Genomic DNA, 20,782 nt, shown 5'->3' with positions numbered 1-20,782 from the left:
ATCGCAAAAACTCTTGACAAAATAAGTCCTGTCGTATATTATAATATCAGTAATAATTACTATTACTGATAGGGAGGAAATATTATGGCAGCACTTAAATACAGCCGTCAGAGAGAATCGATCAAGGAATTTCTGAGATCCAGAACAGATCATCCAACGGCAGATACAGTATACGAGAATCTTCGGCAGATTTATCCGAATATCAGTCTCGGAACTGTCTACCGTAATCTTTCTCTTCTCAGTGACATCGGCGAGATTCGGAAGCTGACCAATTTCGGAAGCGCGGACCGCTATGATGGACGCGTCGCACCGCACTCACATTTCATGTGTACGAAGTGCAACCGGGTGATCGATATGCAGTCAGACAGTCTCAATGGAATTCTGGAGCAGGCAGCCGCAGAATTTGTCCATGGCAAGGTTTTTGACGTAGATGCAAGCTTCTATGGAATCTGCAAGGAATGCCTTAAAAAAGAAGAAAAACAGTCTTGACAAAATAAAGATCACATGTTACTATAAAACAGTAATAATTACTATTATTAATTAAGAAGAAACACAACTAAACAATAAATTTCAATAAGAAAAGGAGATCATTACTATGGCTAAATGGGTATGTACAGTATGCGGTTATGTTTATGAAGGCGAGCAGGCACCGGAAGCCTGTCCAGTATGTAAAGCACCAGCTTCCAAATTCCAGAAACAGGAAGGCGAGCTCACATGGGCAGCTGAGCATGTTGTAGGCGTAGCTAAGGGTGTCAGCGAAGACATTCTTGCAGACTTAAGAGCAAACTTCGAGGGTGAGTGCTCTGAAGTTGGTATGTATCTTGCAATGGCAAGAGTTGCTCACAGAGAAGGATATCCGGAAGTAGGTCTCTACTATGAGAAAGCAGCTTACGAGGAAGCAGAGCATGCAGCTAAATTCGCAGAGCTCCTTGGTGAAGTTGTAACAGACAGCACAGAGAAGAACCTTCAGATGCGTGTAGAGGCTGAGAACGGCGCTACAGCTGGTAAATTTGACCTTGCTAAACGTGCGAAAGCTGCTAACCTTGACGCAATCCATGACACAGTACATGAGATGGCTAAGGACGAGGCAAGACACGGAAAAGCATTCGCCGGTCTGCTTAAGAGATACTTCGGTAAATAAGAAATCCGCATAAAATAATAAAATAAAGATTTTTAAAAGAGGGAGCCAGATTATATGGTTCCCTCTTTTCTGTTGCATTCAATCTTCCGCACACTGTCCTCGCGTACCTGATCACGAAGCTCTGTCAGATAATCTGAGAATTTCACCTGCTCATCTCCGTAAGTCATCTGCAGATCATATTCCAGCGGGATCCAGGTTTTAATATCGGATTCATTATGCTGGATCAGAGCTTCCAGCTTGTCCAGCGCTTTATAGATTCTGGCTTCCAGAGTCCGCTGCGCTTCCATCTCCTGATACAGTTCCGCCATCTCTTTATCGAACGGCTCCGGCAGAGTCTTCACCCATTCTCCCAGCACATCGGCTTCTTTCTCCGAATCTTTATCCGTTTTTTCAAAGGCTGGGATATCCCCGGTAAAAGCTTCTCCCAGATCATGGATCAGGCACATTTTCATGATCTTCAGAAGATCTGCCTCCGGAAACTCATCGCTGACAAAATAAGCCATCAGTGTAATTCTCCAGGAATGCTCCGCAACACTCTCCCGCCTTCCACCGGATGTGTAGCAATGACGCACCGCATCTTTTAATCTTTCTGCAACGGAAAGTACTTCGATCAGTTTTTCAGGTTTCATATCCATTCACCCTCCTCAGTCTTTTAAGAATGTCTCTCGACAATATTTTTTTCGCTGAGTCAAGCGGATATTCGCAATCCGCTTCGCTACGTAGCTCTACACCAAATAACTGCTCCGCAGTTTATCAGGAGGAGCTTTCACTCCTCCTGATACAAGCAAGCCCCCACCCACTGCTTATTGCTTTTCGCAATTTAAGCAGGGGACTTACTTGATTTGATTAAACTATACCATACATCCCTTCCGGACAAAACCTCCAATGCGACTGGCATTCACATTCTGATCGACACCCCACAGCAAAGTCTAAAAAAATTTGTTCCAACTAATTTCTAAAAAAACTATAAATTTTATTGCATTTTTCGCTATAAGCGTCATAATGAAATTATAAACAGAAGAAAGAAGGTGATTGCCGATGGATATCACAGTGTCGGACGAGGTCTCACAGGAATATCATGAGCTTGTGAAAAACATCCTCTGCAACAGAGAATTCCTGAAGCTGAGCCTGTACACCCACCACCAGTGGACCACTCGGCTCATGCACAGTATCAATGTTTCCTACCTCTCCTGGTTCATTGCCAGGAAGCTGGGATGTGACGAGAAAGCCGCCGCAAGGGCAGGACTTCTCCACGATTTCTGTCCTTACGATTTCAAAGCAGAGACACCGACCGGTGAGCATCAGGCGTTCTATCACCCGAAAGCTGCCGCAGAAAACAGTGCCACTCACTTTGATATGACGGACAGAGAACTGGACGCAATTCTCTCACATATGTTCCCTCTGGGACCTCTTCCACGCAACAGAGAAGCCTGGATCATCAGCTTTGCCGATAAAGCCTGTGCCATCGCGGAAGGCTGTCATATCGCCATTGCTCTGGCCAGACGGAACCGGATCGTCATCAATCCGGCCTGATCAGATTTTTTCTGACAGAAACAACAAAAAACAGGGCTGCCATTTCTGACAGACCCTGTTTTTTGGTTTCACATTTCTGTGATCTTTAATTTCTTATCAATTTCCTATTTTACAGTAACTTTGCATTTTGCGGTAAATTTTCCGGCTTTTACAGTGATCACTGCAGTTCCTTTTTTCTTTGCTGTGATCTTGCCTTTGGAATCTACTGTGGCAATGCTCTTATTGCTGGTTGTATAAGTGATCTTTGCAATTGCTCCTGACGGGTAAAGCTGTGGTTTTAATGTGTATGTTTTACCCTTTGTGATGGTTTTCTTAGTCGGAACATTTTTGATTGCTTTTAATGCAGGCGCTTTTTTCACAGTTAATGTTACCGTTGCTTTCTGCTTTCCGGACTGTACGGTGATCGTTACTTTTCCGACTTTTTTCGCAGTGATCACACCTGTGCTGCTTACAGTAGCGATCTTGGTGTTGCTGCTCTTGTAAGTAACTTTCTCCTGAGAATTGGATGGTGTTACAACCGGTTTCAGGGTATATTTCTTTCCGGTTGTAAGGCTCAGTGTCTTCGGTACTTTTGTGAGCTTTGTTGTTCTGATCATTTTTACGGTTACAGTTACTTTTGCGGTTTTTTTACTTGCAAGAGTTACTGTGATCACTGCGGTTCCCTCTTTGGAGGTTGCTGTGATCTTACCGTTTTTGTCTACAGTTGCAACTGACTTTTTGGAGGATGTCCAGCTCTTGACGTAATCTCCCTTTGCAAGTCCTGTTGCCCTTACGGTTACAGACTGTTTCGTTTTCAGTGCCAGTTTTGTTGCTGTAAGTTTAACGGTTGGTGTAAGTTTCTCGCCAACAGTTTTTGTTGTCTTCTCGCCACAGAAATCACAGGTGCTTTCCTGTTTCTCCGGAGCAAATACGGTTGCAGAGCTTACTTTTTTCCAGGTTGTGTAGCTATGCTCATGTGCCTTGGCAACAACCTTGGCATCTACCGGAATATAGTACTCATATGGTGTTTTTACGATAGCTGCTGTATAAGTTCCTTCTGCCGGTGCATTAAGTGTTACATTTCCGTTCTCATCGGTGGTTCCTGTTGCTACTGTCTTACCTTCGCTGTCACGGAGTTCTACGGTGATATCCTTCTGTGCAGAAGCCTCCTCACCCCATGCTGCCTTAAATCCTTTTACATTCAGGATAAAGTCTTTCTTAGCCATGATGTCGCATGCAATGCTGTCAAAATACAGATATTCGTCACTGTATCCTGCTGTGTCATTATAGAAGAATACGTTTAAAACATCTCCGCTGTTCAGAACGGCTTCATTACACATGCTTCCATATCCACTGTCACCCAGCGGCATTTTGTTGTTTACAAAGAAGCTTACATTAGCAGTAGTAACTCCAAACGCTTTGCTGATCAAGCCACTCTCATTTACTACCAGGTAATCTTCCGGTGCTGCCTTAAATGCATCTCCGTACATTGCTGCATGAAGATCTGCAAGTGCGTCAAGAACAGTTACCTCTGCCTGTACTTTCTCCGGTTTTACATATCCGTAAAGTGCTGCGTCTGTAGCCTTTACTGTAAGGGCCTGTGTTTTTCCGGCTGTGTTTGCTTCGGTACCGGCGATGACAGTTACATCAGCACTCTGTGGAATCCTGGAATCCTGGCAGTCTTTCATAGCCTTGGCAAGGGCTGTGATTGCTTCTGTCTGCTGTGCTTCTGTTGCCTCGGCGTTATCGGAAACTGCCTGTGCAACTTTGATTGCTTCGGAAAGGGCATCTTTTGTTCCTTCCGGATACTGTCCTGCTTCTGTTCCCTCTGTGATGCTCTCAAGAAGTGTATTTGCTTCCTGGATCTTAGCTTTCAGAGCTTCGCCTTCTGCTTTTGTTCCCTTTACGGTTACTGTAACAGATGCTTTCTGTTTATAAAGTTTCTGAAGTTTTGCGTTATCCAGATGATCTTTTGCAAACTGGCCATATTTCTCACTGGAAAGAAGAGAACTGATGGTGATCTGTGTATTGCTCTCCGGTCTGTTTACAACAAGGTTTTCATGCTGGATCACTGCGTTGTTGGAAGATTTGAAGTGATTGTATCCCTGTCCTTCCATGATCCACGGGTCATCAAAATAATCATCTGTGATGATACCTGCGCCTGTTTTGTCATCTGCATTGTATACCCAGACAGCTTTTCCTTCGTTGTCCAGATACATTTCCTGGAATGCGTGAAGGTTTGTGGTAATGCTGTCCGCGTCGGCATTGTCACCTTTGATACCATCGAAATAATGGGCTTTTGCGTAATCCATCATAGCAATTTCTGCGTCCAGCTTTTCGTTGATATCTTTTACGGAAACTGTGATCGGGATCTCTTTTGTGGCAGTTACGCCTTCTCTTGTGAAGGTAACGATAAGATTTGCTGTCGTATCTTTATCATATGTAAACAGATCCACCGCTGCTCTGTATCCGTTGATCTTCATCAGGTTCGCATCACTGGAGGTTACTGTGATCTCTTTATTATTGAATACATACTCACCGTTTTCATCTTTGATCCTTGTGTAACGAGGAAGCTGGATGTCACCGGTACAGTTCGCTGTATCAAGCTGTGTCTGCGTTGTAAAATCCTTCAGCTGATCTGCTGTATAATATTTATCCAGAATCGCCTTTAATTCTTCCTCAGTCGGTGCCTGGCTTCCGCTTCCCTTTACCGTTACTTTGAAGGTTTTTGTAATGGTTCCGAAGCTGTCGGCTTTTTCAATATACTCATTAAGGAGTATATCGTTTGCCTTAAAGGTAGCTGTCAGAGTAACCTCTGTGTCCTCTGTTTTCGGGTTGATCTTTCCGGTTCTCGGATAGATCGGGGAATCGATGGACGGATTCTGGATAGAGATCACATCCGGATCAGAAGATTCCCATGTTACGGTAGACCATATATTACGCATGCTGGTACCCATGCAGCCCGGAAGTGTCAGATCAGAAGTTACTTCCTCCTGTGACGCATTATTTCCTTTTATGCTGTCCCAGGTAAGCTGGTCAGCCTCTGCCTGCATTTTGCCTCTGAAATATTCCTGATCCCAGCTGACAGTTACTCTGCGGCTCTCAGATACTGCAGACGCGTTGTTGCAGGTAAACTTAAAGGTGCAGTCCAGGCTCTTGGAATACACACCCATGCTGTTCAGATCACTCTTTACATAATGAATGGTTCCGTCAGTGCCGATATAATCCGTATCCTCAGATGTTGCAAGAGAAACCTTTACATTGGATACATCTACATCCAGATTGTACTTTTTGACTTTTGCCAGTACCATGTCCGCAATGTTAGAATCGGTTCCGTAAATAGGACGTAAGGTTCCGAATTCTGCGTCAAAGGCTTTCTTTACTGCGTCTACCGCTGCCTGATCTGCAGGATCGATATTGGACTGAAGGGTGACAGGGAAGGTATAATCGCCTGCCTCATCCGGTACGGTGAAGCTTCCGGATGCTTCTTTATATCCGTCTTTTGTGATGGTATATTTGTACTCTTTGCCTGCCTGGAGCTTGTAGCTTCCGTCTTCCTGCGGTCTGAGAGTTGTATACCAGCCTTCTTTTACTGTGATATCCGCGTCTGTGATGGTTGCTCCGTCATTTCCTGTCACTGCGAAGGTTGTATTTCTGTATACGATCGGAGAAAGCTTTACTTCTATATCTCCGCTTGCAGATGGAAGGATCGTCTGTGTATATTTATCGTATCCGTCTGCGGTTACTGTCAGTGTATACTCGGAACCTTCTACCAGTGTATAGCTTCCATCGTCTGCCGGAGTAAGGGAACTCCAGTCTTTCTGAATATCTACGGTTGCGCCTTCAATGGCTTCCCCTGTTTTTGCGTTTACCGGTTTGATATTTACGGTATAGTTCTTCTTTTCCGGAGCCAGAACGATGGTGAAGTCCTGTGTTGCAAGCGCTGTTGCAGTTCCGTCGTTGATCGCTGTTGTGTCTGTATCAAGGGCGAAAAGTTTCAGGGTTGCTGTGAAGTGTATGGACCCTGCTCTGCGGTAGGTCTTGTGATACTTCTGCTACCGTTTGTCGCCGGAGCTTTATAGCCAACATACGGATTATCCTTATCAATGTACCATCCTGTTTTATAAACAGTATTCACATATTTTAATCTCATACTTCTGATAGCATATCCGCTGGTCGGGATCGTAAGGGCAACATTGTAAGTAAGACCATCCTCACTTTTTGTAACGCCTGTACCGCCACTGGTTATGATCTTATTGCTTCCGTCAATAAAGTTTTCTTTCAGATAAGCCTGGGCTTTTGCCTGCTCGTCCTCTGTGCTTCCTTCGCTGCTCTCCTCAGCCTGTGCAGCCGGAACATCAACTACTTCGTTTTCTCCTGCGCTGCTTTGTCCCGCAGCGGTTTCTCCGTCCGAAAAATCATCCTCTGTGACCTCTTCTGTCACTGCCTCCCCATTATCAGAGAAGGCTTCGGCAGTTAATTCTCCGGGAAGTTCTCCGGCAAAGGTAGTAGCCGGTGCACCTACGGTGGTAAGTGTCACAACAGCTGCCATTGCAACTGCCTGCATTTTTTTCTGCAGTTCTTTTCTAAGCATCTTTTTACCTCTCTTTCTTTTTCTCGGTACAGATTCCTGTGCCATTTATTACATCTTGTGAAGACCTCCGGTGAATTCAGCCTTCACAATAATGTTCACACTTTTTATTTCTTCCTCTTGTAACGGATCTCCCCTGCGATCTGCAATCCCATGGGCAAAAGCAGCAGCACTGCGTAAGCCACATAAAATACAAAAGACATGGGAGTAACCGGATTCATAATGATCTCCGGATTATAATAGATCTCTGTCTGGTCCAGAAGAATGGCCGATGCCACAAAAGTCAGACAGAGAAAGATCATCACAACAAAACTTCTGTCTCTGTTATCAAAACGATAAATGGAAAAAGCCGTTCTTCCCCGGAGCGAATAACCCCTGCTCTTCATGGAAACCGTACTTTCCACAAAATCCTCCAGCGTCCAGGTGATCACAATGGAGATCAGGCTTAATCCGTGCAAAAATCTCTCCAGGATATTTCCCTGCCGTACCCCTTTCCCAATACCCTCTCTGGATATCTCAATCTTCCTGGCACGTTCCTTCACTCTCGGGACACACCGCAAAAGTATGGACAGAAACAACGACAATCTGGGCGATATCCTTCCGAAAAGATATACTACTTTATCCGATGACACCACAGCGAACACACAGGAAAAAAACATGATCACTGCTGCCACGGTGGTTCCGCGGACAATTCCATATACCACAGATTCCAGGGTAATCTGGTTTCCGATAAAATTCTGACGGAGATTTGTCACTCCGAAATGATTGTAATAGGAATACCAGGCCGCATACAGAAAGATCAGCGGAATCAGACACAGATTGAAGATCACCGCTCTTTTCCCATTGAGTTTTACGGAATATACAAATGCGCAGACATAAGATATCCCAAGGAATACCGGATGATGAAACCATATGGTACATACGATTGCTGCCGCAAAGTAGATCAGGTTTATCACCGGATGGTAACTGTCAAATCTCATCTTCCTCACCCATCATTCCGTATTTGATCCGGATTCTCTCAAGCTTCTCCATCATCGGTTTACACAGGATCAAAAGTGTCAGTGCTGTTGCAACTCCATGTACAATATTTACCGGAAGGCCTGACATATAGATCGCGCCTACAGAAGCCCGGGTAAAGTTTGTTACCATAGTAAAAACAGAGCAGGTGTCAAGAAGCGGTCCCACAATACACAGAATGATCAGAAAACCGATCACTGCCGTGCGGATCCTCTTTTTCTCTGTCATGATCCCTTTTCTTGCAAGAAGCCCTGCCAGAAGTCCTCCGATCCCGTAGGCAAACATCTGCCACGGAGTCCAGGGTCCCTGTCCGAAGATAAAATTGCTCACAAAAGCTCCAAGAGCTCCTGTCAGAAATCCCGCTTCTGCGCCAAAAGCCATTCCTGTGATCATAATGATTCCCAGCATGGGCTTAAAATGCGGAAGCATGATAAACGCAGCTCTGGAAGCCACTGCAATGGCACACATCACGGCGATCGTTACCAGCTCTCTTGCCTGGGGTTTCCTTTTTTCGTAACTGAGCAAAAACGGGATTATAGAATAAACGATCAGGATCAGGCTGCACAGATAATATTTTCGATCTCCGAAATGCCAGGACACCATCAGAGTCACCGGCATCAGGATCAGGATCAGTACATAGCCCAGGATCCTTTTTAAAGTCCAGTATTTTACAGATTCTGTCTGCATAATTCGATCACATCCTCATTTGTAATAGCGTTTTCAAAGATATGGCGGCTCATCCTGTTTGCTGCCGTTGTATAGAAACTGTTCTGTGAAAAGAAACGATTTGGTGTATTTGTGGTGATGATGCTGCCATCAAAAAACATACTTACCAGATCTGCGTATTTTGCACAGAATTCCACATCATGAGAAACCATGATGATCGTCACTCCCTGTTTCTTCAGATCCTTCAGGATCTCTGCAAATTCCAGCTTGAAGAAATTATCAATTCCTTTGGTAGGCTCATCCAGCAGAAGGATCTTCGGATCTGTGAGGAGCACTTTTGCCAGCGCCGCTCTCTGCTGCTCTCCTCCGGAAAGATCATAAGGATGATGTTCCAGAAGATGGGAAATATGACAGGTTTCCGCTACTTTTTCAATCCTGCTCTTCTTCTCTTCATCCTTTCCGCGAAGCATTTCTTCCAGATCTTCCCGAACTGTTTTTTTCACAAAAAGGCTCTGTGGATCCTGAGGAAGCATTGCCAGTAAATGGTCAAAAAGTTCTCCGGACTTATATTTCTTCACAGGTTTTCCCTGGATCAAAACTTTTCCGCGATAAGGCTTACAGATGTTGCTGATCGCTTTCAGGGTCGTGGATTTTCCTGCGCCGTTTCCGCCAACAATGGCAAACAGGGAATTTTGCGGTACCTGGAACGTGATTCCTTTCAATACATCCGGCGTGTCTTTTTCGTAACGGAACCAGACTTCTTTTACCAGAACTGCCGGATCTTTTACTTCGTCCGGATCTGTGGTGATCTTTTCCTCGATTCTGGTAACAGCCGGCGTTTTTTCTTCAAACATGTGACTTAACCAGTCACCGCCCTCTCTGACTGTAAGAGGACATTTTATGGTTTCTTTCTCCGGCTTCAGGTTCTTTTCTTCCTGGAATTTTTTTACTCCGTAATAAATCTGTACCGGTGTGGGCATTGCCGCAAACATGTCGTTGTTTCCGTTTTTCAGGAAATCACCGATCTTTCTCGGTTCATCGTCTGCAATGATCTTTCCGTCTTCCACCACCACAACTTTATCGGATGCATAAAAAATGTCTTCCAGTCTGTGCTCTGTAATGATGATCGTTGTCCGCAGCTCCCGGTTGATCTTTCGCACTGTATTCAGAAAATCCGTAGCCGCAATGGGATCCAGCTGACTGGTGGGCTCATCCAGGATCAGGATACTTGGCTGCATGGCCATAATGGAAGCCAGGTTCAGAAGCTGTTTCTGCCCTCCGGAGAGTTCTGTCACGTTTTTATGGAACCAGCCCTGGATGCCGAAATAACTGGCCATCTCTGCTACACGGAGACGGATGGTCTTCTGATCCATGCCAAGACTCTCCAGCCCAAATGCCAGCTCATGCCACACCTTATCTGTGACGATCTGGTTATCCGGATTCTGCATAACGTACCCAATTCTGGACGACTGGGTCCGAAGATCCGCATCTTTCAGAGGTTTTCCTTCAAAAAATATCTCGCCCTCTGTTTTTCCGTGAGGCGCAAGTACGCTTTTCAGATGTCTTAAGAGTGTAGTCTTGCCACTGCCGCTTTTTCCGCAGACTGTGACGTACTGGCCTCTCTCGATCTTTAAGTTAATATGGGAAAGAGCCGGCTTCTTTTTTTCTGTAGGATAATAGAAGCTCAGATCTTTGATCTCAAAATGTACCATATGATTTCCTCCGTAATATTAACTGCTGTAGGAAGAGCCAGAAACGCTCCGTAGGCAACTGCTCCTACAACGGTATATGGGCTCATTGCCACCAGAAATTCCGGTGTGTACTGCGCGCTGCTGCCGCCCATGATACAGCAGAAGATCACAATGGCAAGAAAACCCGCCATGATCGCCAGCAGGATCTTATCTCTTTTTTCAAAACGGTACAGGGAAAATGTCGTTCTTTTCCCGGTACCAAACCCACGGCTGCGCATACTGTCTGCCATGATGATGCCGCCTTCCAGAGCCCAGGAGGTCATCGCGGATACGATGGTCAGTCCATGCTCTGCTTTTTCTTTTGTGGTTCCATTCTCTGCGGACATGCCGATGCTTTTTCTTGCATTGCCGATCTGCGCGATCTTTTTTTCGTAGTTAGGCAGAAGACGCAGGATCATCGTCAGCACCAGCGAAACCGATGGAGCTGCTTTTCCAAACAGGTACAGGAACTTATCGCTGGTCATCACAAAACTGTAGGAAGCAAACCATAAAAGAATGGTCACTACCATCGCAGCAAGGCTTGTTCCGTACGCAAGTGCCTCCAGCGTGTAGGGCCGGCCGTTCCACCAGGTAAACAGAACCCTGTCTCCGTAGGTGTTAAACAAAGGATTGATAAAGGACAGCATGAGAAAAAGCGGAATCATTCCAAACAGAAAACTCTTCGCCTTTCTTCCTTTTACGGTAATGTAAAAAGCCGCTGCTGTGATTGCCGAAACTGCCAGAAAAACCGGATGGATCAGCATCATCCCCAGCAAAAACGCGCCAATATAAAAGGTAAAATTGATTACCGGATGAAAGGTGGAAAAAGTATCTTTTTTTTCATTCATTTTTATTTTTCACCTTTATCCTTCTTTTTTCTGCGACTGTCCGCGATCTGTACACCGCCCAGGATCACTACCAGGATCAGCGCTGCTCCGCCGGCTGCGATCCACGGCCATACCGGTTTCTTCTTTTCCTGCCCGGAAAGTATCTCGTCGGAATCTCCCATAAATCCTACGATTCCGTAAGAAGAAAATTCTGCCGCGTCAAAGGAAATATAGCTGTCTGATATCTTTCCTTTCAGGAATTCCACTTTTCCCTTATCTGTGATATGTACGATCATACAGCTCTTATAATCGCCCAGATCTGCCATTGGAAGCTGCACCTTCAAAATGTCCTTCGGCTTCCAGTCATCCCCGGTAAGGGTATCTACAAAATGAATTTCATTCAGGGAAAGTACCTCGGATTTTTTGCCCAGGACTTTCTGGATGGTCTCCACTTCGCTTTCGTCTGCGATCTTTGGATTTACCACCATTTGGACATACCACGGTAATGCCTCATCCTTGTTGTCATCCAGATTCGTTCCGGTAGCCTGGTCAAAATGATATTTTTCACCAAGAGCGGTAAGAAGCTTTTGGAAGGATTGATAGGTTTTCTCTTCCTGAACTGCTTTCTTTTCCCCTTCGGAAAGTTTCTCATAATTTTTCCAGGTTTTTCCAAGTTCTTTGATCTGCTTTTCGGAATAATCATCAATCTTTGACGGATACGGATCTTTTCTCTTTTTGTCGAAAAACGTCTTCATTTCGCTGACAACTTTTTTGGATGCCGTTGTCTCAGTTGCTTTTGTTTCGGCTGCAGACGTCTTGGAATCTGTTTTATTGGAATTTGCTTTTTTGGTACTTGCAGTGCTCTTCTTGGCGGAAGATTTGCTGCTTCCTGTTTTGGAAGAGGATTTGCTGCCGCTTCCTACAGTTGCTGATTTGGTGGAACCTCCGGCAGATTTTGTTTTGGACGGATTCGCTGCCCCGGGAGTTGCCGTTGGTTTCGGTGTTACCAGGTTTACCTTGGAACCCGGTTTTCCTGACGGGCCGGATGGTTTTGTGGTAGGTGTGGGTTCTGCTGCTTTTTTTAACTGCTGCAGTGCCTTCTCCGCTGCTGTCAGAACAGAATAGTTTGTAACCTTCTTTTTCTGAGCGGAAGAAAGGGAATTATAGGCTGTTTTTGCATCTGTAATCTTTTCTTCACTGGACAATGTTACTTTTCCGATCTTTGAGATCAGACCTTCCACATACTTCACTTCCACATCCTGAGCCTCCGCATAGGCTTTGAGAAGCTTATCCTTATTTGTCTTGGAGATAACCGCTTTCTGTGTGGAATTCAGTCCATTGTATGCGGCATATGCAGTGATCACTTTCTGGAAATTACTCATGGTGATCTTTGACGGAAGTGCCTCGATCAGTTTCGTCACTTCTGCCGCTTTTTCCTTGTCTGATTTGATCGCCACATCGGTCATATCATAAAGGGAATTTTTCCCGTTTTTCATTCGGCTGTATGCAGTCATTGCGTAGTATGCCTGTTCCGTTGCCATCTGGTCATAGCCATTTCCGGCAACATGAAGAAATCCCTCTTTTCCGTCGTAGTAACTTAATAATCCCTGAAGAAGGGACTTTCCGTTTTTGATAAAGCGGGAATCCTTATCACAGTCGATACCAAGTGCCGAAAGTCCGGTCACTACCTGGGAACAGCTCTCGGAGGTGCTGTGTCCCATAGTTCCGAAAGTTCCGTCCGAAAGCTGCATAGAGGAAAGTTTTTTCAGCGCTCTGTCTACTGCCGCTTTTACGGAAGAATTACTCTTATAATATGGTGCCAGAGCCTGCAGTGCCATTCCTGTCACGTCACTGTCTGCTCCGCCCATGATGCTCCATCCGCCGCCGGATACTTCCTGCGACAGAATGTTGTTGATCAGTTTTTCCCTGGTTGTCTGCGTTTTTCCGACCGCTGCTTTCGGGATCTCATAATCATGGCTGTCAAAGGCGATCAGAGCCCATATCGTTCCGTTAACTCCCTGCCATACTGTCTGGTCGAAATCGGACAGCGGCTGCAGAAGATTGTATCCTCCTACATCGGTAACATCTTCTCCAATGGCTGTAAGCGCCAGAACTGCCCTGGAATATTCCGTATATTTTTTATCATGGAGTACACCTTTTTTCTGTTTCACCACATCCACAAGATTGGATTTATAACGGCTGTAAACCGATGCGTCCACAGGCTGGCCGCTTCGCATAAGGCCGATCACCATCCATTCGCCGCACAGCGTTCCGTTTACAGGTGCGCTTTTTTCTGCCATGGATGCCAGATGTTCTCCGGTTTCTTTATAAATGGTATTAAAACTTGCCGTATTGGAAGCAGAAGCTGCCTCTGCGTCTCCGGATGAGAAAAGTTCCTCTTCCGTATCCTTTGCCGCGGATTTCTCCTGAGCCTTCTGTGCTTCTGATACTTCCAGTTCCGCCGCGTCTTTCTTTTTCAGAGTTACGGCATAAACATCTCCGTAACCTTCCTGATCCTTTGCGGTAAAAAGATAGGTCTCCTGATTTTCTTCCAGGTGACAAAGGTAAGAATCTCCGTCTACAGGAGTCCAGTCCTCATCTCTTTCTCCTTTTTCGTAATAGGTCAGATCATCTCCGTCCGGATCCTGAAAGATCTCACTGAGAGATACGTTCCAGTAACCTTCGGTTTCGTAAGTTTCACTTTCCGGGATGTCTTCCTGACGTTTGGGAAGATGATTCTCGGAATCGTTTTCGGCGATGTCCGTGTCTTTTTTATCGGTATCTTCAGCGGCAGGATCTTCATCTCCGATGTTCTCACCACCAGATTCTCCGGTATTGTCCTCTTCGTTACCGGTGTTCTCACCAGCTTCATTGCCGGAATCTTTCCCGTCATCAGCCGCATTTCCACTGTCTTCACTTCCGGAATTTTCGCCGTCCGGATCCGCATCTTTTTCGTTCCCCGAATTTTCTGCGGTATCACCTGATGTATGATCTGCAGCCGGATCTTCTTTATCCAATGCTGCCGGATCCTTCTGCTCTCCGTCCTTTTTCCCATCTGTAGCATCCAATCCACTATGGTCTTCAGCGGACGGATCCAACACCTGAAGACAGACAGTCTTACTTTCTACGTAAGCGTTTTCGTCTGTTTCTTCTGAATTCCAGATCCGGACTTTGTAGTAGAAGGTTCCGGCTGTATCTGTAACCGGTGTATACTCCTGTGTATCTTCATACTCCGGCTGGCTGTTTTCCCCCTGCTGTTCCCCGGTCTGTTCTTCTTTTGTCTTTTCCTGGCTGTCGGACTTTCCTATTTTGTAAAAATTCTCGTTGTCATCACTTTTCAGCCACAGATATTTCAGCTTGCCGGATTCTTCCGTCTGAACCTTTAAAGGCTCTGCCTTTTCATTGAGATCATATGTAATGGTCTCCTCCGACAGGTCCTCCGTGATCACCGGCAATTTTTTTTCTGCTGTGTCAGAAGCTTCTGATCCAAACGATCCGAAATCGGAACTTTCGTCTGTTTCTGCCGCCATAATTGAAACAGGAGCTCCCGGCTGCCCCACAAGAGCAGCCGTCAGCATCAGTGCCAGAAATTTTTTTCTCTGCATATCTTTTACTCCCTTTGCTGTCACTCACCGTTATATTCCGCACCGACATCCGCGCCAAGACCATTGCAGGTAAAGCACCACACAATGTCGTCTCCGTCCTCCAGTGTGTACTTGGAACATCCGTAATTCGGGAACCATCCGTTTACTTTATACATCCATCCGGACTGTGCTCCACAGTCAAATTCATACAGGTTGTTGATTCCCTGAATATAGTAACTGTCATACATAGGCGTCCAGGAATATTCCAGCTGGATTCCGGCGTACTCACAAACTCTCTGAAGTACTTCAAAAACGGTTTCTCCCTCTGTAAACTCTACGGTACTGGTATCCAGGATCACTCCGTTTGCCGGCACATAAGCTTCTTTTCCGGCTGTCAGATTGTCCATATTATTAAGGATGGTATCGCAGAGGATCGTGATGGTACACTGCTTGGTATCCTGAGAATCCCCGTCACCGGAACCATCATCAGAACTGCCGTCATCGGATACATCTCCATCACTGCCTGCGGTGTCTTCTCCGGAAGAATCCGTCTCATCCTGAGAAGCATCCGGTGTGTATTCCTGTGTTGTGTTCTCTCCGCTGCCTGCAGTGTCTGCGGTATTTCCGTCTGTTGTATCGGAATTCTGTTTCGCAGATCCATCTGCAGACTTTTTATCATCCGATTTTTCTGAAGTCTTCGGAATCTTGTTTGTAGAATTTAAACTCTTCTCAAGAGCTGCTTTCTTCTCTGCGGCTCTGTCATCCAGAACTTTCTGAAGTTCCTCCGGTGTAAAACATAAACTGTCTTTATCTGCGCATCCCAGCAGCTGCTGGATCATATATTCATTTAATGCTCCTGCTGAGATCTTACTTGTTTCTACTTTCCAGCTTCCGTCCTCACTTTTTGTCATCTGAGCACTTTCGCCGGCTGTTACGGTTGTGGTTTTTCCGTCCGCTCCGGCCAGTTCCACTTCATCCTTAAATACATACACAGCGCCGCTTCCGGACTGTGCGCTTACGGAAAAGACTCCTGTCTCAAAGGTAAGCGTATTTTCATCAAGAGCGATCTCTGCTTTTCCCACAGAATCCGTAAGATCCGCAAAAACCTCTCCCTGATCCGCAGTAAGTTTCAAATTGTTTTTTTCTACGGATTCCGCAGTAAGTTTCGTATTTGCGTTAAGTGAAAGTGTATTGTTTTCTCCGGCTGAAAGCTCCGCTGTGGTTCCGTTCTTCGTCTCAAGAATATCTCCGGCTCTCAATGCCACATTTTTTTCCAGGCCGTAGCCCACACCGTTTCTCTGAATATTGGCCACACCTTTTACGTTCTTTGTCATAAGAACGCTGTCCGATCCTTTATCAAACCATCCTTTCAGATTTCCCACTGCCATCACTCCGCATCCGGCAATGACCAGGATCAGTACTACCATGATCACATTAAACAGCGTCTTTTTCCTCTTACTTTCCATTCTTCCTCCTTTTCTCTGCACAAAAAAAGCAACAAAAAAGGTAACGGAAAATAATCCCTCTTTTCCAAGGGGATTCCGTTACCTGATAGATGTTCCTATGCGCAAACCAATGCTACCTTACATGAAAGAAAAACCGCCCGCCGACTGTACGGCATCGCACTTACATGTACAGGAATCACACCTGTTTGCACGTCTTTCTTTTCTATGAAATTTTATACTGAAATTATAGTTTATTTCCTCTTGTCTGTCAAACGAAAACCCGGAAAACAATTGTATCTGTCCTTTTTCTGTGATATAATAATCAGACACCCAAAAATATTAAATATAGACGTTTTCAAGTTCCGGTTTTTTCCTGCAGAAAACCGGATTAAAAGGGAATAAGGTGAGAATCCTCAACAGACGTGCTACTGTATTTGCTTAGTTTATCCGTGAACCATTGTAATTTATCGTATAAGAAGGGGATAAACGTGACTGCATAAGTCAGGAGATCTGCTTGGAAATACTGCCGGCTATTACACGTATGATAAATGGAGAATTCTTTTTTGACATCGTATCTGCCTGTGATGCGGTGTCTTTTTTTATGTTGAAGGAGACTTTTTTATGTCAGGTACTTATTACAGATCCAGTCGTGTCATTTCCAAAAACAACGCAAGAAACTATCTTTCCTCAAATGTAAAGATCCCTGCGCCAATTGAATATATCGCGTCGGAAGCTTTTCAGAAAAAGACCAAGATCTCCTCTGTCTGTTTTCCGGACACGCTTAAAAATATCGGCGCCAGAACCTTTCAGGGCTGCACTCTTCTGAAAGAAGTATTGCTTCCCACCCAGGTGGAAAATATGGGATCCAACGTATTTTCTCAATGTAATTCCCTGAAAAAAGTCATTCTTCCTCAGGCACTTTCTTCTATCCCGAGAGCCGCCTTTCAGGAGAACCGAAAGCTTGGATGTGTGATCTTTCCCCATGATTCACAGATTTCCCGGATCCGCTCCGAAGCTTTTTCACAGTGTACCTCCCTGGAATCCCTTCAGCTGTCTTCCGCACTTACCCTCATCGAAGACCGTGCTTTTTACCGCTGTAAAAATCTCCGTTCCGTGGATTTCCCGGAAGGTCTGAAACGTATCGGAAAAGAGGCTTTTTATTTTTGTGCCATAGAAGAACTTCATCTTCCCCAGTCCCTGGAATTTTTGGACGAAAGCGCATTTTTTAAGTGTATGAATCTTACTTATGTCTGTCTTCCCACAAATATCCATTATATCGGCAAATGGGTATTCCACGGATGTAACCGTATGAAATATCTGGAGATCCGACACGATCCCGATTTTATCGGGCCATGGATCATCAACCGTGCCTGTACCATCCGGTGTTATAAAGGTTCCAAAGTAGATGAGTATTGTAAGGAATTTGATTTTAAAGTTGAATATTTATGATCAAATGATCAAAAACGGCATTTTTTCACATTTCATTCTGTGAAAAAATGCCGCTTTTATTTTTCAGGGGATAACAGCTTTATTTAACTGTTACCTTGCATGTTACTTTTTTGCTTCCGCTCTTTACGGTGATCACTGCTGTTCCTGCTTTTTTTGCTGTGATCACACCTGTGCTGCTTACGGTTGCCACGTTCTTATTGGAAGAAGTGTAAGTAATCTTCTCACCGGATGTGAACGGTGTACGTACCGGTTTCAGGGTTGTCTTTGCTCCTTTTTTCAGAGTAAGGGCAGATTTTACACCTGTGATCTTTGTTGTTTTTACTGTAGATTTCTGAACAGTTACTGTGATATAAGCTTTCTTTTTGCTCTTTAAGGTTACGGAAACTTTTGCTGTACCAGCTGTTTTTCCGGCTTTAATCACACCTTTGCTGCTTACAGTTACGATCTTTTTGTTGGTAGTTCCCCATGCCTTTACAGCATCACCGTTGGCAAGTCCTGTTACTTTCACTCTGGATGTGGACTGATTTACTTTCAGAGTGATCTTTGTTGCGTTCAGTTTCAGGGTTGGAGTCAGTTTTTTGCCGTAAGGTCTGGTTGTCTTTGTTTTATAACCGCATTTGGAGCAGACTTTTGTCTGTACTGCCGGTTTGAATACGGTTGCTTTTGTTGTTGTTTTCCAGGTGTAAGTATGTCTTGTCTTCGGGATACTTACTGTCTTTGTTGCGCCGCAGACTGTACAGGTATATGTTTTCACACCTGCTGTTGTACAGGTAGCTGCTTTTGTTACTTTACCTTTGTCATAGGTATGTGCTGCATATCCGTTCTTTCTCTCATTGCTGGAGATGTTGCACCAGGAATTTTCGTTTTTGGAATTTGCACATTCATGCCAGTGGGCGTTTTTGTCAAATGTCCATGCTGTCTCCCAGACATGATTCTCTTCTTCCGGATAGTAGTCTGTGTAATGAAGAACGATCTGGTCATTGTTCTTTACTTCCTGCTCGGAAACTCCAAGATCCGGATAAGAGCCGTTTAATGTATACATCCATCCGCTGTATTTTCCGTTTGTAAACTCGCCAAGTGTAACATCACCTTTTGTGATGGACGCAATGTAGTTTCCGGATGGATTCTCGCATGTCATGTTGTTGGCAAGTAATGCTGCGTCAATGACATCTTTTGCCGTAGAGCCTTCTACAACGGTATACTCACTCTGCTCCAGCCAGGTCTCCAGATTTCCTGCATAGTAGGTATGATACTGATGATCTTTATCACTGTCGTGAACCTGGTCACCTAAGATCGTAAGGGAAACTTTGATCTTCGGCACTACCAGTTTGGTAAGCTTATCTGCATCTGCACCGAGAGGATCATCGGTACGGTTATGCTGTGCTTTCGTTGCACCGGAAATACTTGGCCTTCCGTTTTCTGAATTGTAATAAGTTACGCCTTCCACAGGTGTGGGATTTGCATAATTTGTATCAACGAAATCGATCGCTCCGATTCCTTTTACATCTTTACAGGTATACTCATTGTTCTCGATGATGTTGTATTTATCAATACCTTTGATGTAACCGATCACACCGCCGACACGTGTTCCGTTTGTTGCGCTTACCGTTCCCTCAAAGGAGTTGTTCTGAATATACTGGATACCGTTGTCCCAGCACTGTACCATACCGGTCTCAGAACCAAGGATACCACCTACATAGTCATTTCCTGTGATCGTTCCGTTGGAATAGCAGTCCTGAATCGTTACACCTGGTGTGTTCGGCGCAGAAGATTCACCCCACCGTGTTCCGCCGTATCCGCCGCCGGAAATACCACCTGCGTAATTTCCGCTTGCAGTTACGGTTCCGTAGAACTTACAGTTTTTCAGTGCATAGGTTCCCATAGACTGACCTTTGTTTCCGCTGATACCGCCTACGTATTTTGTTCCGTAGACATCTGCGTAACTTACGCAGTTCTCGATAGTTCCGTTGAAGTCACCACCAAAGGAACCGATATTGGACTGTGCTTTGTCATATCCGATCACAACACCTTTTTCTACAGTACTGTTGGTGATGGTGATCTGGTTCTGTCCGGATGCATATCCTCCGATAAATCCGGATTTCAAAGTCTGTGTTCCTGCTTTTAAAGTTACATTGTCGATCTTGATCGGGTTTCTGGAACTGTGATCAACCTCATAATTACAGACAACACCGTCAGACGCGATCTGCTCTCCATAGATATTCAGATTTTTCAGAGTAGAATCTGCTACATAACCAAGAAGACATTTCTCCCCTTTCGGTACTGTCAGCAGATGGTTGTCTCCGTCCAGATTTCCCTGGAATTTGGATGTTTTTATTCCGATCGGAGTCCATCCTTCCGGAAGTGTGATATCCTCTGTAAATTTCAGATACTGGTTTGCAAAAGTACCTTTTCCGTTGTTTACATAATCTGCAACTGCCTGAATGTCAGCTGTGGATGTAACCAGGTACGGATCTGCCTCTGTACCGGTTCCTGCCAGTGTCAGATCTCCGCTTTCCTCACCATCTGCAAATGCTGCTACAGCCTCTCCTGCGGAAAACGGATCTTCGCTCTCCTGTGTGGAAACAGCTGCTGCGTCTTCATCCTGTGAAAGATCTTCTGCGTCATCTGCTTCCAGATCAATGCTTTCTGCGTCATCCTCCTGCTGTTCCGGAACGTCCTCCTCTGTAGCTTCCTCTGTTACTTCTTCTGCGTCAACCACATTTGTGTCTGTGAAATCAGCGGCCCAGGCAGATGCCGGAGCAGTGCCGATCATAGCACTTGCAAGAAGAATACTGAGAATTTTTTTGCGTTTCATAACCT

Annotated in this window: 14 protein-coding genes and 1 riboswitch; of the genes, 4 read left to right on the top strand and 10 right to left on the bottom strand. The window is 45.1% G+C overall.

Translation table 11 applies throughout. From position 1 onward, the window contains the following. Positions 1–84 precede the first annotated feature (84 nt). Positions 85–489, top strand: coding sequence for a Fur family transcriptional regulator (locus tag G5B12_RS13710; protein WP_021975926.1), 405 nt, complete (start codon positions 85–87; stop codon positions 487–489). A 106-nt stretch (positions 490–595) separates the two neighbouring features. After that, positions 596–1,141, top strand: a complete 546-nt coding sequence (locus G5B12_RS13705) for an NADH peroxidase (protein ID WP_021975927.1) — start codon at positions 596–598, stop codon at positions 1,139–1,141. 50 nt (positions 1,142–1,191) lie between these two features. On the opposite strand, the gene G5B12_RS13700 is transcribed toward G5B12_RS13705, so the two are convergent. Continuing rightward, positions 1,192–1,770 (bottom strand): HD domain-containing protein, encoded by a 579-nt coding sequence (locus G5B12_RS13700; RefSeq protein WP_174088499.1) that lies wholly within the window; start codon positions 1,768–1,770, stop codon positions 1,192–1,194. 409 nt (positions 1,771–2,179) lie between these two features. Here G5B12_RS13700 and G5B12_RS13695 point away from each other — a divergent pair, with 409 nt between their 5' ends. Then, positions 2,180–2,674, top strand: a complete 495-nt coding sequence (locus tag G5B12_RS13695) for an HD domain-containing protein (RefSeq protein ID WP_021976382.1) — start codon at positions 2,180–2,182, stop codon at positions 2,672–2,674. A 104-nt stretch (positions 2,675–2,778) separates the two neighbouring features. Here the strand turns inward: G5B12_RS13695 and G5B12_RS18105 are convergent, their stop codons facing one another. The 8 genes from G5B12_RS18105 to G5B12_RS17590 form a co-directional block, all read right to left on the bottom strand. Further along, positions 2,779–6,291 carry an Ig-like domain-containing protein gene (locus G5B12_RS18105; protein ID WP_174088498.1) on the bottom strand — a complete coding sequence of 1,171 codons (3,513 nt, stop codon included), beginning with the start codon at positions 6,289–6,291 and terminating at the stop codon, positions 2,779–2,781. A 359-nt stretch (positions 6,292–6,650) separates the two neighbouring features. After that, the gene (locus G5B12_RS13685; protein ID WP_174088497.1) at positions 6,651–7,247 is read right to left on the bottom strand and encodes a hypothetical protein; all 597 of its coding nucleotides are present in this window, start codon (positions 7,245–7,247) and stop codon (positions 6,651–6,653) included. Between the two features lie 104 nt (positions 7,248–7,351). Next, on the bottom strand, positions 7,352–8,224 hold the full coding sequence (locus G5B12_RS13680; RefSeq protein WP_021976380.1) for an energy-coupling factor transporter transmembrane component T: 873 nt from the start codon (positions 8,222–8,224) through the stop codon (positions 7,352–7,354). Then, positions 8,214–8,948, bottom strand: a complete 735-nt coding sequence (locus tag G5B12_RS13675; RefSeq protein WP_021976379.1) for an ECF transporter S component — start codon at positions 8,946–8,948, stop codon at positions 8,214–8,216. The genes G5B12_RS13680 and G5B12_RS13675 overlap by 11 nt, the downstream gene beginning before the upstream one ends. Then, the gene (locus G5B12_RS13670) at positions 8,930–10,639 is read right to left on the bottom strand and encodes an ABC transporter ATP-binding protein (RefSeq protein WP_021976378.1); all 1,710 of its coding nucleotides are present in this window, start codon (positions 10,637–10,639) and stop codon (positions 8,930–8,932) included. The genes G5B12_RS13675 and G5B12_RS13670 overlap by 19 nt, the downstream gene beginning before the upstream one ends. Beyond that, complete coding sequence (locus tag G5B12_RS13665; RefSeq protein WP_021976377.1) at positions 10,612–11,505, bottom strand: energy-coupling factor transporter transmembrane component T; 894 nt, start codon at positions 11,503–11,505, stop codon at positions 10,612–10,614. The genes G5B12_RS13670 and G5B12_RS13665 overlap by 28 nt, the downstream gene beginning before the upstream one ends. A 2-nt stretch (positions 11,506–11,507) precedes the next feature. Beyond that, on the bottom strand, positions 11,508–15,089 hold the full coding sequence (locus G5B12_RS13660) for a prenyltransferase/squalene oxidase repeat-containing protein (RefSeq protein WP_174088496.1): 3,582 nt from the start codon (positions 15,087–15,089) through the stop codon (positions 11,508–11,510). Between the two features lie 20 nt (positions 15,090–15,109). Next, on the bottom strand, positions 15,110–16,534 hold the full coding sequence (locus G5B12_RS17590) for a DUF4430 domain-containing protein (RefSeq protein WP_021976319.1): 1,425 nt from the start codon (positions 16,532–16,534) through the stop codon (positions 15,110–15,112). A gap of 319 nt (positions 16,535–16,853) precedes the next feature. Next, positions 16,854–17,045, top strand: a riboswitch (cobalamin riboswitch). An 89-nt stretch (positions 17,046–17,134) separates the two neighbouring features. On the opposite strand from G5B12_RS17590, the gene G5B12_RS13650 reads away from it, so the two are divergent. Continuing rightward, positions 17,135–17,962 (top strand): leucine-rich repeat domain-containing protein, encoded by an 828-nt coding sequence (locus G5B12_RS13650; protein ID WP_118062212.1) that lies wholly within the window; start codon positions 17,135–17,137, stop codon positions 17,960–17,962. A gap of 79 nt (positions 17,963–18,041) precedes the next feature. On the opposite strand, the gene G5B12_RS13645 is transcribed toward G5B12_RS13650, so the two are convergent. After that, positions 18,042–20,777 carry a DUF4430 domain-containing protein gene (locus tag G5B12_RS13645; protein WP_021976321.1) on the bottom strand — a complete coding sequence of 912 codons (2,736 nt, stop codon included), beginning with the start codon at positions 20,775–20,777 and terminating at the stop codon, positions 18,042–18,044. Between the last annotated feature and the right edge of the window lie 5 nt (positions 20,778–20,782).

The organism is Blautia sp. MSK.20.85 (assembly GCF_013317245.1).
Classification (GTDB): Bacteria; Bacillota; Clostridia; order Lachnospirales; family Lachnospiraceae; genus Blautia_A.
This window is presented reverse-complemented; position numbering and strand designations above follow the sequence as displayed.

Bases quoted from the DNA above. Each gene is read 5' to 3' on its own strand.
- G5B12_RS13710 (WP_021975926.1), top strand. From the start codon at position 85: ATGGCAGCACTTAAATACAGCCGTCAGAGAGAATCGATCAAGGAATTT.
- G5B12_RS13705 (WP_021975927.1), top strand. From the start codon at position 596: ATGGCTAAATGGGTATGTACAGTATGCGGTTATGTTTATGAAGGCGAG.
- G5B12_RS13700 (WP_174088499.1), bottom strand. From the start codon at position 1,770: ATGAAACCTGAAAAACTGATCGAAGTACTTTCCGTTGCAGAAAGATTA.
- G5B12_RS13695 (WP_021976382.1), top strand. From the start codon at position 2,180: ATGGATATCACAGTGTCGGACGAGGTCTCACAGGAATATCATGAGCTT.
- G5B12_RS13685 (WP_174088497.1), bottom strand. From the start codon at position 7,247: ATGCTTAGAAAAGAACTGCAGAAAAAAATGCAGGCAGTTGCAATGGCA.
- G5B12_RS13680 (WP_021976380.1), bottom strand. From the start codon at position 8,224: ATGAGATTTGACAGTTACCATCCGGTGATAAACCTGATCTACTTTGCG.
- G5B12_RS13675 (WP_021976379.1), bottom strand. From the start codon at position 8,948: ATGCAGACAGAATCTGTAAAATACTGGACTTTAAAAAGGATCCTGGGC.
- G5B12_RS13670 (WP_021976378.1), bottom strand. From the start codon at position 10,639: ATGGTACATTTTGAGATCAAAGATCTGAGCTTCTATTATCCTACAGAA.
- G5B12_RS13665 (WP_021976377.1), bottom strand. From the start codon at position 11,505: ATGAATGAAAAAAAAGATACTTTTTCCACCTTTCATCCGGTAATCAAT.
- G5B12_RS13660 (WP_174088496.1), bottom strand. From the start codon at position 15,089: ATGCAGAGAAAAAAATTTCTGGCACTGATGCTGACGGCTGCTCTTGTG.
- G5B12_RS17590 (WP_021976319.1), bottom strand. From the start codon at position 16,534: ATGGAAAGTAAGAGGAAAAAGACGCTGTTTAATGTGATCATGGTAGTA.
- G5B12_RS13650 (WP_118062212.1), top strand. From the start codon at position 17,135: ATGTCAGGTACTTATTACAGATCCAGTCGTGTCATTTCCAAAAACAAC.
- G5B12_RS13645 (WP_021976321.1), bottom strand. From the start codon at position 20,777: ATGAAACGCAAAAAAATTCTCAGTATTCTTCTTGCAAGTGCTATGATC.